We start from the raw sequence: 17,938 nt of genomic DNA, 5'->3' as shown, positions 1-17,938 counted from the left end.
GCGAACTTATGTCCAACATACATAATATTATATGCTATATTGCTATAATTCAACTCTTAATTATGTTTAAATATAATAGGCTAACGCACTGTTATCTGGACAAATTGATGGTCACCAGATCCGGTTCGTTATTAACTCTGATTCGGATAGTGTGAAGTCCGAGTCCTGCACTGACTATCATATTATGTCCATCGCAGGAATATAACCCCTTATAGTATTTCGGAAACAGTCTGATCATAGGCGATATCACGCCTCCGAGAAATGGCAGGATCACAAGTCCGCCATGTACATGGCCGGATACAGTAAGATCAGCGCCCCATCTGGAATATTCTTCAAAATAATCGGGATCATGTCCTATAAGTATATTGTAATCGGATCTGCTTATCGGTGGAAGTTCATTCAGCAGATACTCTTCATCCATATCGAGCTTTTTGAATCTTCTGTAATATTCCGTCTTCATGTCAAGTCCGTATATCGTGACATTGTATTCATCAAGATGAACACTTTCATTTATAAGCCAGGTGATGTTATCTTTTGTTCCTTCATATAACCTGTTCCACATATCACCATATTTTTCATATATGGATGCGCGCATCTCATGATTTCCTTTTCCCATATACACAGGAAAACGCTTGCCAAGTTCATTCAGGAAATGTATACCTATATCTACTGTAAGTCCCGGCTTCCCGACTATTATATCCCCCGCCACCAGTATGAAATCCGGATTGATCTTTTCTATACAGCTTATAAGCTTCTCGTTGTCCTTTCCAAATTCCGCATTGTGGAGATCTGATATCATGACTATCCGGGCTTTTTTTCTTATTCTCCTGTCATGCAGTTGATAATTTGAAAACGAGATTCTTCTGTTTTCGCGGTAACTCTCTATCAAAACATTAACAAGCGTTATAATGCATAGTACGATAACTACAACTAAAAAAATCTTCATGTATTTAACCTCAATATGTAAATTGTAACTTGAGCACTTTAACGAAAGCGTACTTCATACTCATGGAATCAACCTTCTCCGCCGCATATATCGGCACTGAACCGATGCACCTCTCGCCAATATAATAGCTCATCTTTCCAAGCTCTTCACCACTGTCAACCGGGGCAGTCAGAGGATCTCTCATCTCCAGTTTCTTCTTCACATCCTCCGCGTGTTCTCCCGCAAGCAGGATCCCGGTGAATTGTGAGTCGGTCTTAATTGTAACACAACTTTCGGTGCCATTGTCTATGGAAATCTCTTTTTCCTGAAGAATATTCAGATCTGTATATTTCTGGCACATCGAATATCCATAATCAAGCAGCCTGCAGGCGTCTTTGTTTCTGATATCCTTTGTATCAGCTCCCATGATGACAGCAATAAGCTGTATGCCGTCCCTCTCAGCAGTCGCCGACATGCAATATTTTGCGGTATTTGTGAAACCTGTCTTAAGGCCGGTTGCTCCTGTATACATATTCAAAAATTTATTTGTGTTGACGAGATCAAACTGACTCTCGCCTCTTCGTGTTTTATGTATGATCGAATCCATCCATATGCCTGAATAATCAAAGATGGCAGGATATTTTGTTATGAGTTCTCTGGACATTATGGAGATATCCCGTGCTGACATTTTATGTCCATCCGCATCCAGGCCACATGCATTTTTGAAACTTGCATTTGTCATCCCCAGCTCAGCAGCCCTCTCATTCATCTTTTTCACAAACGCTTCTTCGCTTCCGGCAACCTTTTCCGCCATGGCAACAGCCGCATCGTTTCCGGATGCAATTATAATACACTTTATCATATCTTCAACAGTCTGTTCTTCTCCTGCCTCAAAGAAGCATTGCGATCCGCCCATGGACGCAGCATGTTCACTCACAGTTACAATATCATCAAGAGTCATTTGTCCGGCCTCTATCGCCTCAAAAGCCAGAAGAAGCGTCATAACCTTTGTAACCGAAGCCGGAGCCATGGCTTCATCACAGTTTTTCTCAAATAACACCTGACCTGTGGATGCCTCAACGAGTATACAGCTTGGAGATTCCACCTCCAGAACTTCTGTCTGGTCTGCCGCCTGAGTCTCTGTCTGTTCCTCTGCATATACCATAAGATTCGTACTCATTGTGTTTGCAAATATGATAAAGATGAGTACCGTTATAACAGATAATCTTCTGATATTTTTCTTCCTGCCCATCTTTTTTCTATCCGGAAAATGCTGCATACAACTCCTCTTTCAGTTTCTGTTTATATATTATATTATGCATTTATCCGGCAATATGACTTTTTATCCCACCAATATAGTATTATTTTCTTTATTTTGTAAAGTTTTTCTGATATAATCAATGGCTAGAAAAAAGGAGGACATGTTTCATGAGTATGAAATTAGTTAAACGAGTACCAACTGGCGATGAGATCAAGGAACTATACCCTCTTTCAAGCGAGTTGAAAGCCATCAAAGCCAGAAGAGATGAAGAGATCAGAAAAATTTTCGTAGGCGATGATGACCGATTTATATTTATCATCGGACCTTGTTCAGCAGATAATGAGGATGCTGTTTGCGATTATCAGAATCGTCTTGCAAAGGTTGCAGATGAAGTTAAGGATAAGATACTGGTCATTCCACGTATATATACTAACAAGCCAAGAACTACTGGTGATGGTTACAAAGGAATGCTCCATCAGCCTGATCCTACAAAGGCATCAGACATGCTCGAGGGCCTTTACGCCATCAGAAAAATGCATATAAGAGCTATCAGGGAGACAGGACTCACCGCTGCTGATGAGATGCTTTATTCAGAAAACTGGCAGTATGTAGATGATATCCTCTCTTACGTTGCCATAGGCGCACGTTCTGTTGAGGATCAGCAGCACAGACTTACCGCAAGTGGAATGGATGTTCCTGTAGGTATGAAGAATCCTACAAGTGGTGACTACAACGTTATGATGAATTCCTGTATAGCAGGACAGCATCACCACACATTCCTCTATTCTGGATGGGAGGCACATACAGACGGAAATCCTTTGACACATTGTATATTGAGAGGTGCACTGAATAAGCATGGACAGTCTATATCCAATTATCACTATGAGGATCTCAGGCTCCTTGCTGACACATACAAGAAGTTCAACCTCGTAAATCATGCATGTATAGTTGATGCCAACCACAATAATTCTGGCAAGAAATTTATTGAACAGCCAAGAATTGTCAAAGAGATAATCCACAGCAGGAATTACGATTCTGAGATCAAGAATCTTGTAAAGGGTGTTATGGTTGAGAGTTATATTGAGGATGGCAACCAGCCAGTAGATGGTGGATGCTATGGTAAGTCTATCACAGATCCTTGTCTTGGATGGGATAAGACAGAGAGACTTCTCAAAGAAGTTGCTGATCTTCTGTAAAAAATACATTTTAAGCCTACGCGCTTATACAATTACACGTGCTGTGCTTATACAACAAAAAAAACCGGCGGATCTATCATGATACCACCGGTTTTCTTTATTTATCTGTCAGGCCGAAGCCTCGCAGAGTTTGACGAGTATGCATCTTCCCAAAGACACATCTCCCATCATCTTATATTTACTTGTAGTATACGCATACATCGGATCGACAACTCTTCTCAAAAGTCTCGAAAGAACTGGAACTGTAAATACATATTTAACCTTATACTCCCTGTCCGAATCCTCTGTTAATCTGGCAACATGATCCCTTATATCTATGTAGAACACCCCACTATCATTGCCGATAACATTGAACTGAAGACAACAATCACCAATATCCGCCAATTCCAAAGAACTGAGAACGCCGTCAATACACTCCACGCATTCTTTATACGTCATATAAACACCCAATCTTATAAGAACTCGAAATCTGCATCCTCATCGCCATCGCCGATAAGTACCTGATTACGCTTAACGCCCTCTTCAACTTCTCCGATGATAAGCTCTTCTTCCTCTTCCTCCTGAGCAGCCTGAGCACTCTTACCTGTGAATGCTGCCGGCTTTGGCTCTGCCTCTGGAGCAGCCTTTGGTGTCATCTTAAGCTTCTGAGGTGCATCTCCGCCCTGCGACTTCATCTTAAGCTTTGTTATAGGATCCGCCTCAACTGCAGCTTCAACCTTATCTGCAGCCTCAGCAACCTTTGCACTTGATCCGCTCTTGAGTGTCTCCATCTCTTCCTTGAGCTTGGCAAGCTCAGCCTTTGCATTTGCGATAACCTCGTTAGCCTTCTTCTTAGCGTCGTTTATTATCTTGTTAGCCTCAGCATTTGCTGCGTTGGCTTCCTTCTTGGAACCAGGAGCAGCCTGCTCGAGCTGCTTCTCAAGCTCATAAATCTTTACGCTGTTCTCCATAAGGTTCTTCTTTGACACTTCGTTCTCTGACTCAAGAGCTGCATACTTTGTCTCAAGTTCTGCATAATCTTCTGCAACTGAGCGCAGGAAGCTGTTAACCTCATCCTTATTATATCCAAAAAGTCCTTTTTTAAAGGTTTTAGATTCAATCTGATCCTTTGTCATTGTATAGTTCTCCTTTTCAGTATTAGTTCTCTCTATAATATTATCCTTTGCATATAGAAACTCCACTTGTAATTATATTAACAAATATTCATTTTTTCAACAATATTGTTGGATTTTATAAAATTTTCCCAATATATTACAATTTTTTCGGCAAATCATGGATATATTACAATTCATTACTGTCAAGTAATATGGTAAATGGCCCATCATTGGACAGATCTACTTTCATATCTGCGCCAAATTCTCCATGTTCAACCACAGGCACAAACTCACGGCATCTTTCAATTATATACTCATACATCTCATTGGCCATATCAGGTGCTCCTGCACCAGTAAATGATGGTCTGTTGCCCTTTCGGCAGTCTGCACACAGAGTGAACTGAGATACGATCAGGAGCTGTCCTTTTACACTGTTTATATCAAGATTCGTCTTGCCGTTCTCATCGGCAAATATCCTCATCTTCACAAGTTTGTTTATCATCTTGTCAGCGCTCTCTCTGGTATCCGAATCGTATACTCCGACAAACACCAGAAGACCTTTTTGGATGCTGCCTATCACATTTCCATCTACCTCGACTGATGCGTGATTGACACGCTGTATTACAAATTTCATTTTATTTTACGGATCCTTTCATAATCTTTTTACAGACTATTTTTTCAAAAATATCATTGTGACAGTTATTTTCTGGTCATACTATCTGTCCGACATGCTTATCGCTTCAACTGCAACACTGCCGCCTCTTACAACTTCTATCCTGTTAGGGAAACTCTCCTTGAACAGTTTTATGGCATTGTCATTCTTTGCATCAGTCTGAACGCACTCTACAAGCACAGATTTCTTATTGTAGTCAGTTATCTTGTATCCAAATGCATTCGCAATTCTGAATACTTCATCTTTATCCTCATTTGAACAGCTGTTGACCTTGACAAATAAAATCTCGTTGTTGTGAATGGCTATATCAGTGTAGTCAACTACCTTGATAACCTCCACACTTCTGTTGAGCTGTTTTTTCACCTGCTCAAATGTCCTGTCATCACTGGTGAAACCGATGGTCATTCTGGATATTGTCTCATCCTCGGTTACTCCAACGGTTATAGTATCTATATTGTATGATTTGCTTGAAAACAAACCTGAAATTCTTGCAAGTACACCTACCTCATTCTCTACGAACAGGCATATCCATCTCTTCTTTACGCTCATTCTATATACCCCTTTCATCTGGATAATATACAAATATATATATGTACATTCTATTACCAATATAAAGTCAATTTATCAATATCAGCAGTCAAGTATCATGTCATTCAGTGACTTTCCACCCGGAACCATAGGAAATACGTTGGCCGTAGGATCGATGAAGAATTCTATAACTGTAGGTCCGTTTGTATTTGCCCTGGCAGCCTCAAATGCCGGCCTGATTTCCTCAGGCTTTGTAACTCTGATGCCCTTTGCATCATAGCTCTCTGCCAGTTTTACAAAGTCAGGAGAATACTTTGGACAGCATTTATCCGGATTCTGACAGTCTCTGTTACATCTTCTTCTGTATCTGAGACATGTACTGCTGTATCTCTTATTGAAGAACAGCTCCTGCCACTGGCGTACATTGCCGAGATAGCCGTTGTTCAGTATACAGAGGGTAACAGGAAGCTCAAGCGCAACAGCTGTAGCCATCTCCTGAATGTTCATCTGGACTCCGCCGTCTCCGGATATACAGATAACATCTTTATCCATGTTGCCAAGCTTTGCGCCTATGGCAGCAGGAAATCCATAACCCATGGTTCCAAGGCCTCCAGAAGTTAAGAGCTGTTTGTTCTCGTCTATATCAATGTACTGCGTTGTCCAGAGCTGATTCTGTCCAACATCAGTTGTAACGATGAGATTGCTGTACATATCGTTTATGGTTCTGATGATAGCCTCAGGGGTCACACCATCATATCTGTTCATGTTGATAGGATACTCAGCCTTGACATTCATAATGTCATCCACCCAGCCTTTGATATCAAGAGGTTCTGCATATTCAAGCATCTTGGATATGGCAACCTTGGCATCAGCAACAATAGGTATATCTACCTTTATATTTCTTGATATGGACGCTGCATCTATATCAACATGTATGATCTTGGCATTCTTGGCAAATGTATCTATAGTACCTGTTATTCGGTCATTGAATCTACATCCGATGGAGAAAAGAACATCGCTCTCCATGATAGCCTTGTTGGATGCCATGTTACCATGCATACCGATGTTACCGACATAGAGTGGATGGTCAGTAGGTATAGCACCCTTACCCATAATTGTAGTAACTACAGGTATACCGGTCTTCTCTGCAAGCTCCTGCATTTCTTTTCTCGCATGTGCGATATTGACTCCGCCGCCGCAGAGGAACACAGGCTTCTTTGCATTCTTAAGCTCCGCAAGGGCTCGCTTGATCTGTCCAACATGTACACCCTCTGAAGGCTTGTAACCTCTGATATTTACTTCTGTAGGATACTCGTCACTTCCCATGGCAAGCTGTATATCCTTAGGAATATCAACAACTACAGGACCTGGCTTTCCGGTTCTTGCTATGTAAAAAGCATTTTTAATGATCCTTGCAAGATCTTCTCTCTTTCTTACTGTGACTGCATACTTACATATGCTTCTTGTGATTCCAACTATATCAACCTCCTGAAAAGCATCATTTCCAATAAGATTCATTGGAACCTGTCCTGTAAAACATACCAGTGGCACGCTGTCGTAGTTGGCTGTGGCAATTCCCGTTACAAGGTTTGTCGCACCCGGACCACTTGTTACCAGACACACTCCAACTCTTCCTGTTGAACGTGCATATCCATCTGCTGCGTGGACAAGCGCCTGCTCGTGTCTTGGAAGTATCATATCGATACCTTCTGCATCATACAACGCATCAAACAGGTCTATCGCCGTTCCACCAGGGTATGCGAACAGAGTGTCTACCCCCTCTTCCTGCAACGCTTTTACAAACATCTTTGCTCCATTGATCTCCATATCTTATACCTCCTGTAAAGTTCATGATAATCTAAACTTACGCCTCGGGATGTATATATGCACCCCATGCATAGAAAAAGCCCTAAGCGCAACTGTTTTACGCTTAGGGCGAATATGTTCATATCCGTGGTACCACCTAAATTCAGACAAATGTCTGCACTCATCAGATACTATAATAAATTATCACTGTAATCATTATTAATATCTTATTCCTGTAACGGGGAAAACCGTTGAAACCTACTCGACAACAGCCGACAAATATGTATGCTGCAATCTTTCAATCCACTGCTCGAAGGCTACCTTCCACACATTCCTGATGAAGACTCTCACCATCGTCTTCTCTCTGTTGATCTGGGGGATGCATGTACTCCTCCTCGTCATAGCATTTGACTATTTCCCGGTCGTTTTACGACCCTTAGATGTGATTATTTTATCATTAACATGAAGATGTGTCAACGATTCTTTTACTTGCCCGCCAGCAGTTCAAACCAGAACACATCATAACCTGCCGCAGCGGCAACTCTCTGGGAGACTATATGGGACATGCCAGTTCCATAATATGGAATTTTGCCACATCTGAGTATATCCTTGGTCAGTTCAGATACCAGCGATGTGCCCACATGTCTTCCCTCAGCTTCTTGAACAACATTTATACCAATCTGCCAGAAGTTGTCACTGTCAGCGCTTGCGCCAGCCATACCAATAATCTCACCATCTGATACAGCAGCCACAGCCAGCACATCAGGTGTGTTATCATCAAAACAGAAAGCTTCATCCCATCTGTCATCTCCTTTAAATTGCAGGATTTCATCCCCAGTATACCTGACAAGGTTAAAATCTTCTTTAAACTTCGAATCAATCAGTTTATCTGTAATATCTTTTCTCACTGCCTGTTCGCTCAGTTCCGTCGGAAGGTAAAATGGGTGGGCAGATTTCAATTTACATCCGTATCTGGAAAGAATACTGTCAAGCTCACGAAATTTCTCTATATCCATGAACCATTTGCCAGATGTATTCTCATAGCGTTTTCTGCATTCATCTACAATCTCTCTACGACCGGTAAATAACAGCTTGCCATTTACCACAGCTATTTTGAGCGGGCACTTTTCCTGTCCTTTGAACTGCCTCTGCCCTGCTATCTGTCTGTATTCAGAAAATATATTGTCACTGGAATATATATCGGCCGCATCACAGCAGTAATCCCTGGCCAGCTGATCATACAGTGCATTCTTCATCTTTCCAGACAGCCAATGTTTTCTCGTCAGAATATTCGTATGTCCTATCCGGACTTCATTCAAAAGAGGCACATCCACTTCATCACAGGTATGATGAAACACAAATCCGAGCTTTTCCTGTACTATGCGTGACTTGGAATTGCCATCGTAGTAACCGCACCATATCGTTCTCATGCCCAGATCAAGGAATCCATGTTCTATAAGCCTCCCAGCCGCCTCCGGTGCGTATTCGTTGCCCCAGTGAGGCTTTCCTATCCAGTATCCAAGTTCACATTCGTCATCGCGGTCTGTCATATCTGTCCTTCCATTTAACAGTAATTCGATGGCACCGACAACCAGACCGCTGTCCTTCAGACACACAGCATAACACTCCGGCCCATTAAATACATTCCGTATCATATCAAGGCTGTACTCCCTGCTCTCATGCACAGGCCAGCCAGCTATAGGTCCCACATCAGGGTCACTTGCATATTCAAATAATATATCTACGTCACTCTCCTGCCAGTGACGTAATATCAATCTCTTAGTTTCTAAAATCAAATCATATATCCCCTTTCATATAAGACTTTCTTTCCCCCAGTCTGTGCTTTCCCAGTTCTTCACTATCCTCAGATATTTACCAAGATTGATAAATGCTCTCACGATCTCGTCCACTATGACTGCAAGGAAAACGCCTGCGATTCCAAGCTTAAGGACGAACACGAACAAAAGTGCCACAGAAACCACCCACACCGTGCCAAACAGCTGTGTTATGAGCATCCATATCGTGTTGCCGCTGCCCCTGATCGCATTGCCAACAACTATGTTTGCTGATTTTGCGAACAGATTGATACTGATAAAGATCAGATATATCCCACACGATGCAATTATACTCTTGTCGTTGGTGAAAAGTGATATGATCTGCTGCGGAAACGCAAAACAGACACCGAGTGTAATGATTCCAACTACTATGCACAAGCCATACGCACAGACACATACTCCCTTGTATTTACCCAGATCATTGTTTCCTTTTGCCTCACCGGTTAGTGTCATTGTACCATTTCCTATCGCTCCAATGATGACAACCGCCAGAACCTCGACACTGAATATGATGGAATAAATTCCGGCAGCCATCTCATTTATGGCGTTGAGAATCCTTATAAGCAGCAGATTACCGAGGTTCCACGCAAAATCCTCAAGAGCTGTGTTGACACCAAGCTTCGCAGACAAAAGATACGGCTTTATATGTGCCTTTAACACCCATTTCATTGATGGTTTAGTGTTAAGCTTCTTGCTTGATACCACGAATATCACTGCGAATATAAGTCCAGAGTACTCCGCTATTGTAGTCGCTATGGCTGCACCCTTTATCCCCATGGCCGGAAGCCCGAATCTTCCAAATATCATAACCCAGTCAAGGAATATATTTACACCAGATCTTAATATTCCATATATGACAAGCGGCTTTGTATAATTAGACGTCTGAAGTATTACACTGAAAGCACCGCCAAGTCCTGTTATCAGAAATACAGGCGCATAATACCTGGAATAATCAAGACACATCGGCATCAGGCCATCTGACACACCCATGAGTCTAAATACAAATTCAGCGCAGAATGTCCAGAAGAAAAATAACAGTATCGGTATGATATTGTTGTATTTCACCATGGCACCGGAGTATTCCTCTATATGTTCATTATCTCCTGCACCAACACTCTGGCTTATAAGTATGGACGCTCCTGTCACTATGGAAAAACAGAACGACATGGTTGTCCACATCGGCGAAGTCACATTGCCGAGTGCGCTCATGTACATGCTGTTTACATGTCCTAAGAATATTCTGTCTATAAGCATCTGAAGCTGTGATATCAGATTGCTCAGCATGATCGGAACCGCAATATTTAACAGTCCCGGAAGGTATTTTTTATTAGTCTGTATTATTGTATTTTTCACGATAGATTTCCTCTTTCTGTATTGTTTCTTATGGATATGTATTTCTATAAACTCCAAGCTCTATTGTCGCAATAATCATAACATGACAGCATATTCAATTATATCAACGCATGCTTTATTCTGCATTACACCTGTGGTGTGATATAACAAAATAAAGTGCATGAAAAACCGATTCATGCACTTTGCTTTACATACATTTATCTACAAATTATCAGTCCAGATCAAGCCAATATGCTATATGTTCAGCAAGATCATCCTCGTCCATCTCAGGATGTTCTGCTATGTAATCTTTTATCTCATATATTTGCTGTTCTTTGATTCCCAGTATTTTAGCAGCAATCTCGGCATCTTTTACATCTAGCTTCTTTACCTGATCAATCAGATGCATATATTTGCCCAACAGCTTATTTTCGTTATCTCTCATCAACAATGTCATAAATTCGCGCCTCCATTTCTTATTGCTTTTAACATTATTAACCTCTTCATCAAGCAATTTTGTTAGAGTGCTTGATGGTTTATCTCCACCAATATAGTGGAGAAGCTCTTTTACTTCATCGCTCACATCATCCATAGTGCCTTTTGTATTAAGTATAATTTTTACAGTATCATCATTAAGCTTAAGTGCAGGTTCCTGAATGCACGTATTCTCAAAAGTATAGATATGACGACCCATGCCAAATTCATCATAATCACATATAAATATTACATAACTCTTCTTTAACTTGTTATAATCTTCGCCCTTGTCGATGATATTGATATCTATTATACCTTGATAATATCTCATCCTTTTAGGAAGATTTTTCTTATTTGTTGTCTGCATCTCAATGTTGTATATTGTGTCTAATTCATCTTCAATATACACATCAAGTCGAACACTTTTTGAGCCTACGCCTTTGCTTATCGTCTTTTCAAGCTCTGGATATTTTATCTCCCGTATTTTTATGTTTAAAATGCATTCCAGCAGTGCTTTACACAATTTCGGATTCTGCATTACAGCGCCAAAAATAAAATTGTCCGTTATAGTCTTATCTTTAAATATCGTCATTTTATATGTCCTCCTGTATGTGCCTCTCCAAGCGCAATGTCAGTCCTTCATATAAAAATCTTGTTTAGATTATAACTTTTATTTAATCATACTACAACCGCATATCATCTAAAAGTTCTATAAAATCAACTCCCCAATATAATATATAGATACCACAAAAAGAGGTAAATATATGTGTTCCATCGCAGGATTCTATAACTCCAACAGGGATTTCAATACCGAACATGAACGATACTCATACATATTGAACGACATGAATAAGGCGCTTGCTCACAGAGGTCCGGATGCACAGAATACAGTGCTGTCATCCCACTGTGGGCTTGCTCACACCAGACTATCCATACGTGACGTGACAAGAGGCGAACAACCCATGAAAAAGACAATCGGAGAAAATGATATATACATAGTGTACAACGGCGAGATCTACAACACAAAGGAGCTGAAATCGGAGCTACTCGCCCTTGGATATACATTTGACACAACATCTGATACAGAGGTTATACTCAACTGCTTTCTACATTATGGCCCGGACTTTGTACATAGATTGAACGGTATATTTGCATTTGCAATATATGATGAGCATATCCAGACAATATATCTGTACAGAGACCACTTCGGTGTCAAGCCACTGTATTACTCAGTGACAGACGACAGGACTCTTGTATTTGCATCGGAGATAAAAGGGATACTATGCTATCCGGGCATACGACCTGTCATAGATGCAAATGGACTGTGTGAAGTGTTTGGAATTGGTCCGTCCAAAACTCCCGGCTGCGGTGTGTTCAAGAACATAGATGAAGTGAAACCGGGACATTTCATGAAATTCTCACCCTACGGAATGACAGACTTCACATATTACCGCATAACCAGCAATCCTCACACTGACAGCTATGAAGACACTGTGGAAAAAGTCCGTTATCTTGTCAAGGACAGTATAGAGAGACAGATCGTATCGGATGTGCCTGTATGTACATTTCTCTCAGGCGGCATCGACTCATCAATCGTCAGCAGTGTGTGTTCGGCAAAGCTTAAGGAGCAGGGAAAGCAGCTTCACACATTCTCATTTGACTTCAAGGACAACTCCATATATTTCAAGTCAAACGCATTTCAGCCGGAGCAGGATCGGCCATATGTCGACATGATGGTCTCGCACATAGATTCAGACCACACATATCTGACTTGCAATTATAGTGACCTTGCAGATTACCTCTACACTTCCGTAGAATCCAGGGATATGCCTACCATGGCGGATGTGGATTCTTCCCTTCTCTACTTCTGCTCACTTGTGGCAAATGAATACAAAGTAGTATTGACCGGAGAATGTGCAGATGAGATATTCGGAGGCTATCCTTGGTTTTACAGGGATGAACTGCTTTCATCTGATACATTTCCGTGGATGAAAGACCTGTCACCGAGACTGTCCGTACTGTCGCCCGAACTTCGTGAAAGTCTTGATATACCGGGATATGTGTCATCACTGTACAATTCTCTCCTGTCCGAGATCAATCTTCTTCCGGGGGAATCCGATACAGAAAAGCGGCGCAGGCAGATATCTTATCTGAATATCAGGATGTTCATGCAGACATTGCTTGACCGAATGGACAGAACAAGCATGGCAAGCGGACTTGAGGCGAGAGTTCCATTTGCAGATCCACGAATACTTGATTATGTGTTCAACGTTCCATGGGAGTACAAATATTCCGAAGGCTGTGAGAAAAAGCTTCTCAGGGAGGCCATGAAGGATTATGTACCGCACGAGATCATGTACAGAAAGAAAAGCCCTTATCCAAAGTCATATGACCCTCATTATGAGCAGGAGCTTGCAAAGAGGCTTCTCTGTGTGCTAAACGATCCGGAAAGTCCTCTTCTGCCTCTCATCGACAGAGAATATGTGAAAAGTTTCATAAATGCGCCAAAGGATTACGGCAGACCTTGGTTCGGTCAGCTCATGGCAGGCCCTCAGATGATGGCATATCTGCTTCAGGTAGACTACTGGCTGAAAAAATATGCCATTGTCCTTGACATATAAAAAGACTTCCAGCCTTCTGTATACATGTGGCGTATCGAAAATGGCGAATACGCTACATGTACAAGAGGTCTGAAAGTCTTGTTTTTGCAGGCAATTTATATATTTGTTATTTATAGATTGCTTTCGCAGAAGGACTGCCCTTCTTTATCAGTTTCTTATATGCTGTGGCCTTATTCCCAGGTACAGCAAATGTAATTTTATTGTATGTTCCACTGAAGGCTTTAGCTCCAACGCTCTTAAGTTTAGCTGACTTTATCGTCATCTTCTTAAGGTTTTTGCATGATAAAAATGCGTTTGCCCCTATGCTTGTCACATTGTTACCTATAGTGACATTCTTTAGAGCCGTATATCTGCTGAATGCATTTGCGCTTACAGATGTTATCTTAAACCTTACATCTCCTATAATGACAGTATCTGCGATGGTCAGTGATGCAAATTTCTTATCTGACCTTGAGTACGTTGTACCGGCAATTGCAACTGTTCCGGTGCCGTCTGTCTTTGCTCCGGTTATAGTGTATTTGAATTTTCCAACTGTATATGTCTTTCCCTTGGCAGCCTTTACTATGGTAAATGTCTTTGTTATCTTTCCTGAATATGCATTTTTACCACGTATTATCACACTCGCCTTGCCCACCGCTTTGTTCTTGCTGTAGGTTACAGTGTAATCCTTGTTCAGTCTAAGTGTCTTTGCACCAGCCTTTACAACAAGAGACTTCTGGGTATGTACCTTTCCGTTGTAGATCTTGTTCTCTATTCCAGAAACAGTGATCTTGCTTGTCTTCTTGCTTATATCTGTTGTTGCAAGTTTGGCAATACTTGCTGTTTTCGCAGCCTTGCACACGGTACATGTGAATGTCTTCACACCTGTCGCCGTGTATGTCGGTTTCCTTGTCACCCTGCCAGAATTCCACTTATGTCCAAGTTCCTTTACATATACACCTGTGCTCATGACATCACCGCAGATTGAACACTCTGTATGCCCAGTTCCTGCCCTTGTGCAGGTTGGAGCCTTATCTCCTTTTAGTGTATACTTTACAGTCTTCCCCTCTGAACATGCCGCTCTGTATATGGTTATCTTAAGCTCTGTGCTGTCATAATTTTCCTTGTCATCGCCAACGTATATAGCGATTGCTTCCACTGATCCGCCTGCCTTTATCACAGTCTCAGTGTCTTTATCAAGCCATGTCCAGTCACCCGGAAGTGCTATACTTCCGACTGTCTTATGTGTATTATCTACACTTAACAGCAGATTCGGCATTGCAGCCTTGCTCACATTTACCGTGATCTCAATTTCTGCTGTGTTGTAATTCACACTGTCAGCCGGCGTAAACACAACGGTGTACAGCGTCTTGTCGCTGTCAGATACAAATGGCTTTATGGATTCATCTTTCCATGCAAATGTTCCCGGTATCTCAACCTGATCAATACCATCAAAGGACACTCTTCCTCCAGATATAACAGCTTTTGCAAGATTGTCACCGTATGTTATTCCGCTTGCCGCTGGTAATTCAACTACTTCTACATCGGCCTTTGAGACATTTGCCTGAACAGTTCCACTGATCGAATTGTAATGCTCCTGGTCATCCGGGGTAAATACAACATCATAACCTGAATTGTCCACTGTCGGTACAACAGAGGCATCTGCCCAGCTCCAGCTTCCTGGTACGTTTTTCCCTGAAGGGTCAAGTACATTTCCACCAGAAAGGTTTATAGCTCCTAAAGTTTTATTTGGATCATAGCTTACAGCATCTGCCACTGGAAGTTCGTTTATAATAACTGTATCAATTTTAACTATATTGAATTCAGCCTTACAATTCACCTCGTAATTTCCGCCGGAGGCATCTTTGATGGTTACTGTAGCTGTTCCAACTTCTGTGTTATCACTGTATATGACTTCATACTCGCTTGGTGGAATGACTGTATCGCCGTCCCAAAGGGTAAACTCAGGCTCTACCTTCTGTCCTGTGTATGTGTACTCAGACTTAAGTCCGTCAAATGTTGGACTGTCAATCTTCTTTGGCTCGATGGTAAATGTGACATTCTTTGATCCTGAGTAAGCGCCGATTCCTGTTATGGTTACAGTTGCTGTGCCGGCATTGATGTTGTCGGAATATGATACGATGTAATCCGTGTTTTCTATTAACTGTTCATCATCCTGTAAAACTTTATTAATATATACTTTAACAGTTGGTTTTAATTCAGCGCCAGAATAAGTAAACGTTGCGCCTTCCTCAAATCCGGTCTTCACTTTTTCATTGATCAATGCTCCAATTATAAGTTTATTATCCTTTATGCTGGATGTCATATCACGTTCCGTAACCCCTGACAATATATTGAACCAATTTACATCCAATGTAATATTATTTCCTGCCCCGACAAGTGGAGTATTTGCTTCAAGTCTAGACCAATTTGGAATAATAGGAATAATATTGTGAAGTTCGGCATTTATAATCAGTCCTTCAAAATATTCATCCCACCAATATATACAATTGTTGATTTTTATATCACTGTTGTTAAAGAATACTTTCGCACTGTTTTCATATAAATTTATTCTTTCTAAATCTCCGCCATTTAATACCAGTTGTCCATGGACTTTTATTAACTCTGATATCTTCACATCGCCAAGCGTTACTATTGAATCACTACTTACTACTAAGCTGCCGCCCTGCATTTCACCGTTCGCTTTGGAATCAATTATTGTTATTTTCCCATTGTTTACTGTAACCCCATTTACATTATTTCCGTTTATATCAATGGTAAAATCGGAATCAGGATTATTTACATAGCAAGTTTTATGTTCTGTATCTGCAATAACAGCAACAACACTGCTAGGTATGTTTTCGGCACAATCTATAGCATCCTGAAGTGATGGATAGTATGTGATAATCTCACCACTTGTTACGGATGCCAATGCTTCTTCGTCACAGTATCTGCACACTCCGTCAACATAGTCATGGTCTCCGTAAGTTGTCTTATCTTCGTTGCTATACACAACTGAGACAACGTCAGACAAATCGTTACAGCCCAAATAAGTTATGTTCTTGTATACCTTTTCACCATGTAATAAAGGATATGTGTCTGTCCCGATGGGCTGTCCCCAGATGGAGCCATCGTAAGTCACAGTGTTATCACCTTCTCCGGTTGAGCAGCCCTGTGACAGGAGATACGCAATTTCACCGCTGGCGAATTGTGCGGCGGTTTTGCCGCCATTTTCATCTTCTGTGTCTGCGAGGTAATAGCAATTTTTGACTGGCCCAAAATTGTATCCACATATACCGCTTATATCAGTACTTGAGCTAGTAGCAGTAACAGTTCCTATGTTATAACAGTTTGAAATTGGTGCAGTACTACAACCACACACACCACCTACAGAAGCTACTTGGCCGGTAGCGGTAACAGTTCCTGTGTTATAACAGTTTGTGACTGTGCCATCATTGTATCCACATATACCGCCTATAGTAGCAGATGACTCAATAGCGGTAAGATTCCCTGCATTATAACAGTTTGTGATTGTGCCGCTATTGCGTCCACACACACCGCCCACAAAATCATTCCCTTTGAAATAGGAATCAACAACTCCAACATTTTTTATGTTGCCATCGGATTCTGAACTTCCGAATAATCCAATACGTGTTGAATTACCATTAAAGTACAAACCACTTACGGTTTTATTATTTCCGTCAAACGTTCCTGAATACTGTGTTATATGATCTTCCATACAATCTGCAATCGGTGTCCAGCTTATAAAATCACTTCCGTTGGAAACGTTGCCCTCTGTATCGTATTGTAAGGAATCAAGAAGATTTTCATTTACTGTGATGTTGGCTGTCAGAACTGCATTGGCTAATGTGTTTTGTTCAACTCCATCAAGAGTACCGTTTACAAGTCCTGCAAACCAGTACAGCTGACCTGCATTTCCAATCTCGTACACATCGTCCTTGCTATTATCATCGTCAATATCATACTTGTCTGTAGTGAGCACCGCCGACTGGTAAGCATCACATTCTGTACAAAAACCCTGTGAATTATAGTTGTGCGATTCTGTTCCTTCAGCTTTCGCAGTGATTGTTTTTAAGCCACCTGCCCCGATCACAGGCGCCAGCGACGTAACCATCGCCACCGTAAGTGCTGTTATAATTCCCTTCTTAAATAGTATTTCTTTTCTCATTCCATACCTCCATTTCCATAACATT

Annotated in this window: 13 protein-coding genes and 1 other annotated feature; of the genes, 2 read left to right on the top strand and 11 right to left on the bottom strand. The window is 41.3% G+C overall.

The genetic code is table 11. The features are described 5' to 3' along the window. Positions 1–91: 91 nt before the first annotated feature. Positions 92–946 (bottom strand): metallophosphoesterase, encoded by an 855-nt coding sequence (locus DW025_RS08720; RefSeq protein ID WP_242992604.1) that lies wholly within the window; start codon positions 944–946, stop codon positions 92–94. Positions 947–956: 10 nt separating this feature from the next. Then, a complete protein-coding gene (locus tag DW025_RS08715) occupies positions 957–2,204 on the bottom strand; it encodes a D-alanyl-D-alanine carboxypeptidase family protein (protein WP_119999589.1) in 1,248 nt (415 codons plus the stop codon). A gap of 149 nt (positions 2,205–2,353) precedes the next feature. Between DW025_RS08715 and DW025_RS08710 the strand changes: the two genes are divergently transcribed. After that, the gene (locus tag DW025_RS08710; RefSeq protein WP_022216437.1) at positions 2,354–3,382 is read left to right on the top strand and encodes a 3-deoxy-7-phosphoheptulonate synthase; all 1,029 of its coding nucleotides are present in this window, start codon (positions 2,354–2,356) and stop codon (positions 3,380–3,382) included. 108 nt (positions 3,383–3,490) lie between these two features. Here the strand turns inward: DW025_RS08710 and DW025_RS08705 are convergent, their stop codons facing one another. From DW025_RS08705 to DW025_RS08665, 8 genes are all read right to left on the bottom strand, one after another. Then, positions 3,491–3,820 carry a hypothetical protein gene (locus DW025_RS08705; RefSeq protein ID WP_117548940.1) on the bottom strand — a complete coding sequence of 110 codons (330 nt, stop codon included), beginning with the start codon at positions 3,818–3,820 and terminating at the stop codon, positions 3,491–3,493. A gap of 14 nt (positions 3,821–3,834) precedes the next feature. Continuing rightward, positions 3,835–4,497 carry a DivIVA domain-containing protein gene (locus tag DW025_RS08700; RefSeq protein ID WP_117548939.1) on the bottom strand — a complete coding sequence of 221 codons (663 nt, stop codon included), beginning with the start codon at positions 4,495–4,497 and terminating at the stop codon, positions 3,835–3,837. A gap of 166 nt (positions 4,498–4,663) precedes the next feature. Next, complete coding sequence (dtd, locus tag DW025_RS08695; RefSeq protein WP_118016541.1) at positions 4,664–5,110, bottom strand: D-aminoacyl-tRNA deacylase; 447 nt, start codon at positions 5,108–5,110, stop codon at positions 4,664–4,666. Between the two features lie 81 nt (positions 5,111–5,191). Further along, a complete protein-coding gene (gene ilvN, locus DW025_RS08690; protein ID WP_022058961.1) occupies positions 5,192–5,698 on the bottom strand; it encodes an acetolactate synthase small subunit in 507 nt (168 codons plus the stop codon). Between the two features lie 81 nt (positions 5,699–5,779). After that, complete coding sequence (gene ilvB, locus DW025_RS08685; protein ID WP_022216433.1) at positions 5,780–7,504, bottom strand: biosynthetic-type acetolactate synthase large subunit; 1,725 nt, start codon at positions 7,502–7,504, stop codon at positions 5,780–5,782. A gap of 101 nt (positions 7,505–7,605) precedes the next feature. Next, positions 7,606–7,894: a binding site (T-box leader), on the bottom strand. 74 nt (positions 7,895–7,968) lie between these two features. Further along, the gene (locus tag DW025_RS15180) at positions 7,969–9,279 is read right to left on the bottom strand and encodes a GNAT family N-acetyltransferase (RefSeq protein WP_243104953.1); all 1,311 of its coding nucleotides are present in this window, start codon (positions 9,277–9,279) and stop codon (positions 7,969–7,971) included. 15 nt (positions 9,280–9,294) lie between these two features. After that, entirely contained in the window at positions 9,295–10,671 is a 1,377-nt protein-coding gene (locus DW025_RS08670) for an MATE family efflux transporter (protein WP_119999587.1), read from the bottom strand. 211 nt (positions 10,672–10,882) lie between these two features. Further along, the gene (locus DW025_RS08665) at positions 10,883–11,716 is read right to left on the bottom strand and encodes an Rpn family recombination-promoting nuclease/putative transposase (protein WP_119999585.1); all 834 of its coding nucleotides are present in this window, start codon (positions 11,714–11,716) and stop codon (positions 10,883–10,885) included. A gap of 172 nt (positions 11,717–11,888) precedes the next feature. Here DW025_RS08665 and asnB point away from each other — a divergent pair, with 172 nt between their 5' ends. After that, positions 11,889–13,745 (top strand): asparagine synthase (glutamine-hydrolyzing), encoded by a 1,857-nt coding sequence (asnB, locus tag DW025_RS08660; protein ID WP_119999583.1) that lies wholly within the window; start codon positions 11,889–11,891, stop codon positions 13,743–13,745. A gap of 106 nt (positions 13,746–13,851) precedes the next feature. Here asnB and DW025_RS08655 read toward each other — a convergent pair whose 3' ends face one another. Further along, a complete protein-coding gene (locus DW025_RS08655) occupies positions 13,852–17,913 on the bottom strand; it encodes a leucine-rich repeat protein (protein WP_165854771.1) in 4,062 nt (1,353 codons plus the stop codon). Positions 17,914–17,938: the final 25 nt, after the last annotated feature.

The sequence above is a fragment of the Coprococcus sp. AF38-1 genome (assembly GCF_003603945.1).
In the GTDB taxonomy this organism is placed as follows: Bacteria; Bacillota; Clostridia; order Lachnospirales; family Lachnospiraceae; genus Coprococcus; species Coprococcus aceti.
The sequence above is the reverse complement of the archived record's forward strand: the minus strand, read 5'-3'. Positions and strand labels throughout refer to the sequence as shown.

Coding starts and splice junctions, on each gene's coding strand:
- DW025_RS08720 (WP_242992604.1), bottom strand. CDS start 946: ATGAAGATTTTTTTAGTTGTAGTTATCGTACTATGCATTATAACGCTT.
- DW025_RS08705 (WP_117548940.1), bottom strand. CDS start 3,820: ATGACGTATAAAGAATGCGTGGAGTGTATTGACGGCGTTCTCAGTTCT.
- ilvN (WP_022058961.1), bottom strand. CDS start 5,698: ATGAGCGTAAAGAAGAGATGGATATGCCTGTTCGTAGAGAATGAGGTA.
- DW025_RS08710 (WP_022216437.1), top strand. CDS start 2,354: ATGAGTATGAAATTAGTTAAACGAGTACCAACTGGCGATGAGATCAAG.
- DW025_RS08715 (WP_119999589.1), bottom strand. CDS start 2,204: ATGCAGCATTTTCCGGATAGAAAAAAGATGGGCAGGAAGAAAAATATC.
- DW025_RS08665 (WP_119999585.1), bottom strand. CDS start 11,716: ATGACGATATTTAAAGATAAGACTATAACGGACAATTTTATTTTTGGC.
- DW025_RS08700 (WP_117548939.1), bottom strand. CDS start 4,497: ATGACAAAGGATCAGATTGAATCTAAAACCTTTAAAAAAGGACTTTTT.
- dtd (WP_118016541.1), bottom strand. CDS start 5,110: ATGAAATTTGTAATACAGCGTGTCAATCACGCATCAGTCGAGGTAGAT.
- asnB (WP_119999583.1), top strand. CDS start 11,889: ATGTGTTCCATCGCAGGATTCTATAACTCCAACAGGGATTTCAATACC.
- DW025_RS08655 (WP_165854771.1), bottom strand. CDS start 17,913: ATGAGAAAAGAAATACTATTTAAGAAGGGAATTATAACAGCACTTACG.
- ilvB (WP_022216433.1), bottom strand. CDS start 7,504: ATGGAGATCAATGGAGCAAAGATGTTTGTAAAAGCGTTGCAGGAAGAG.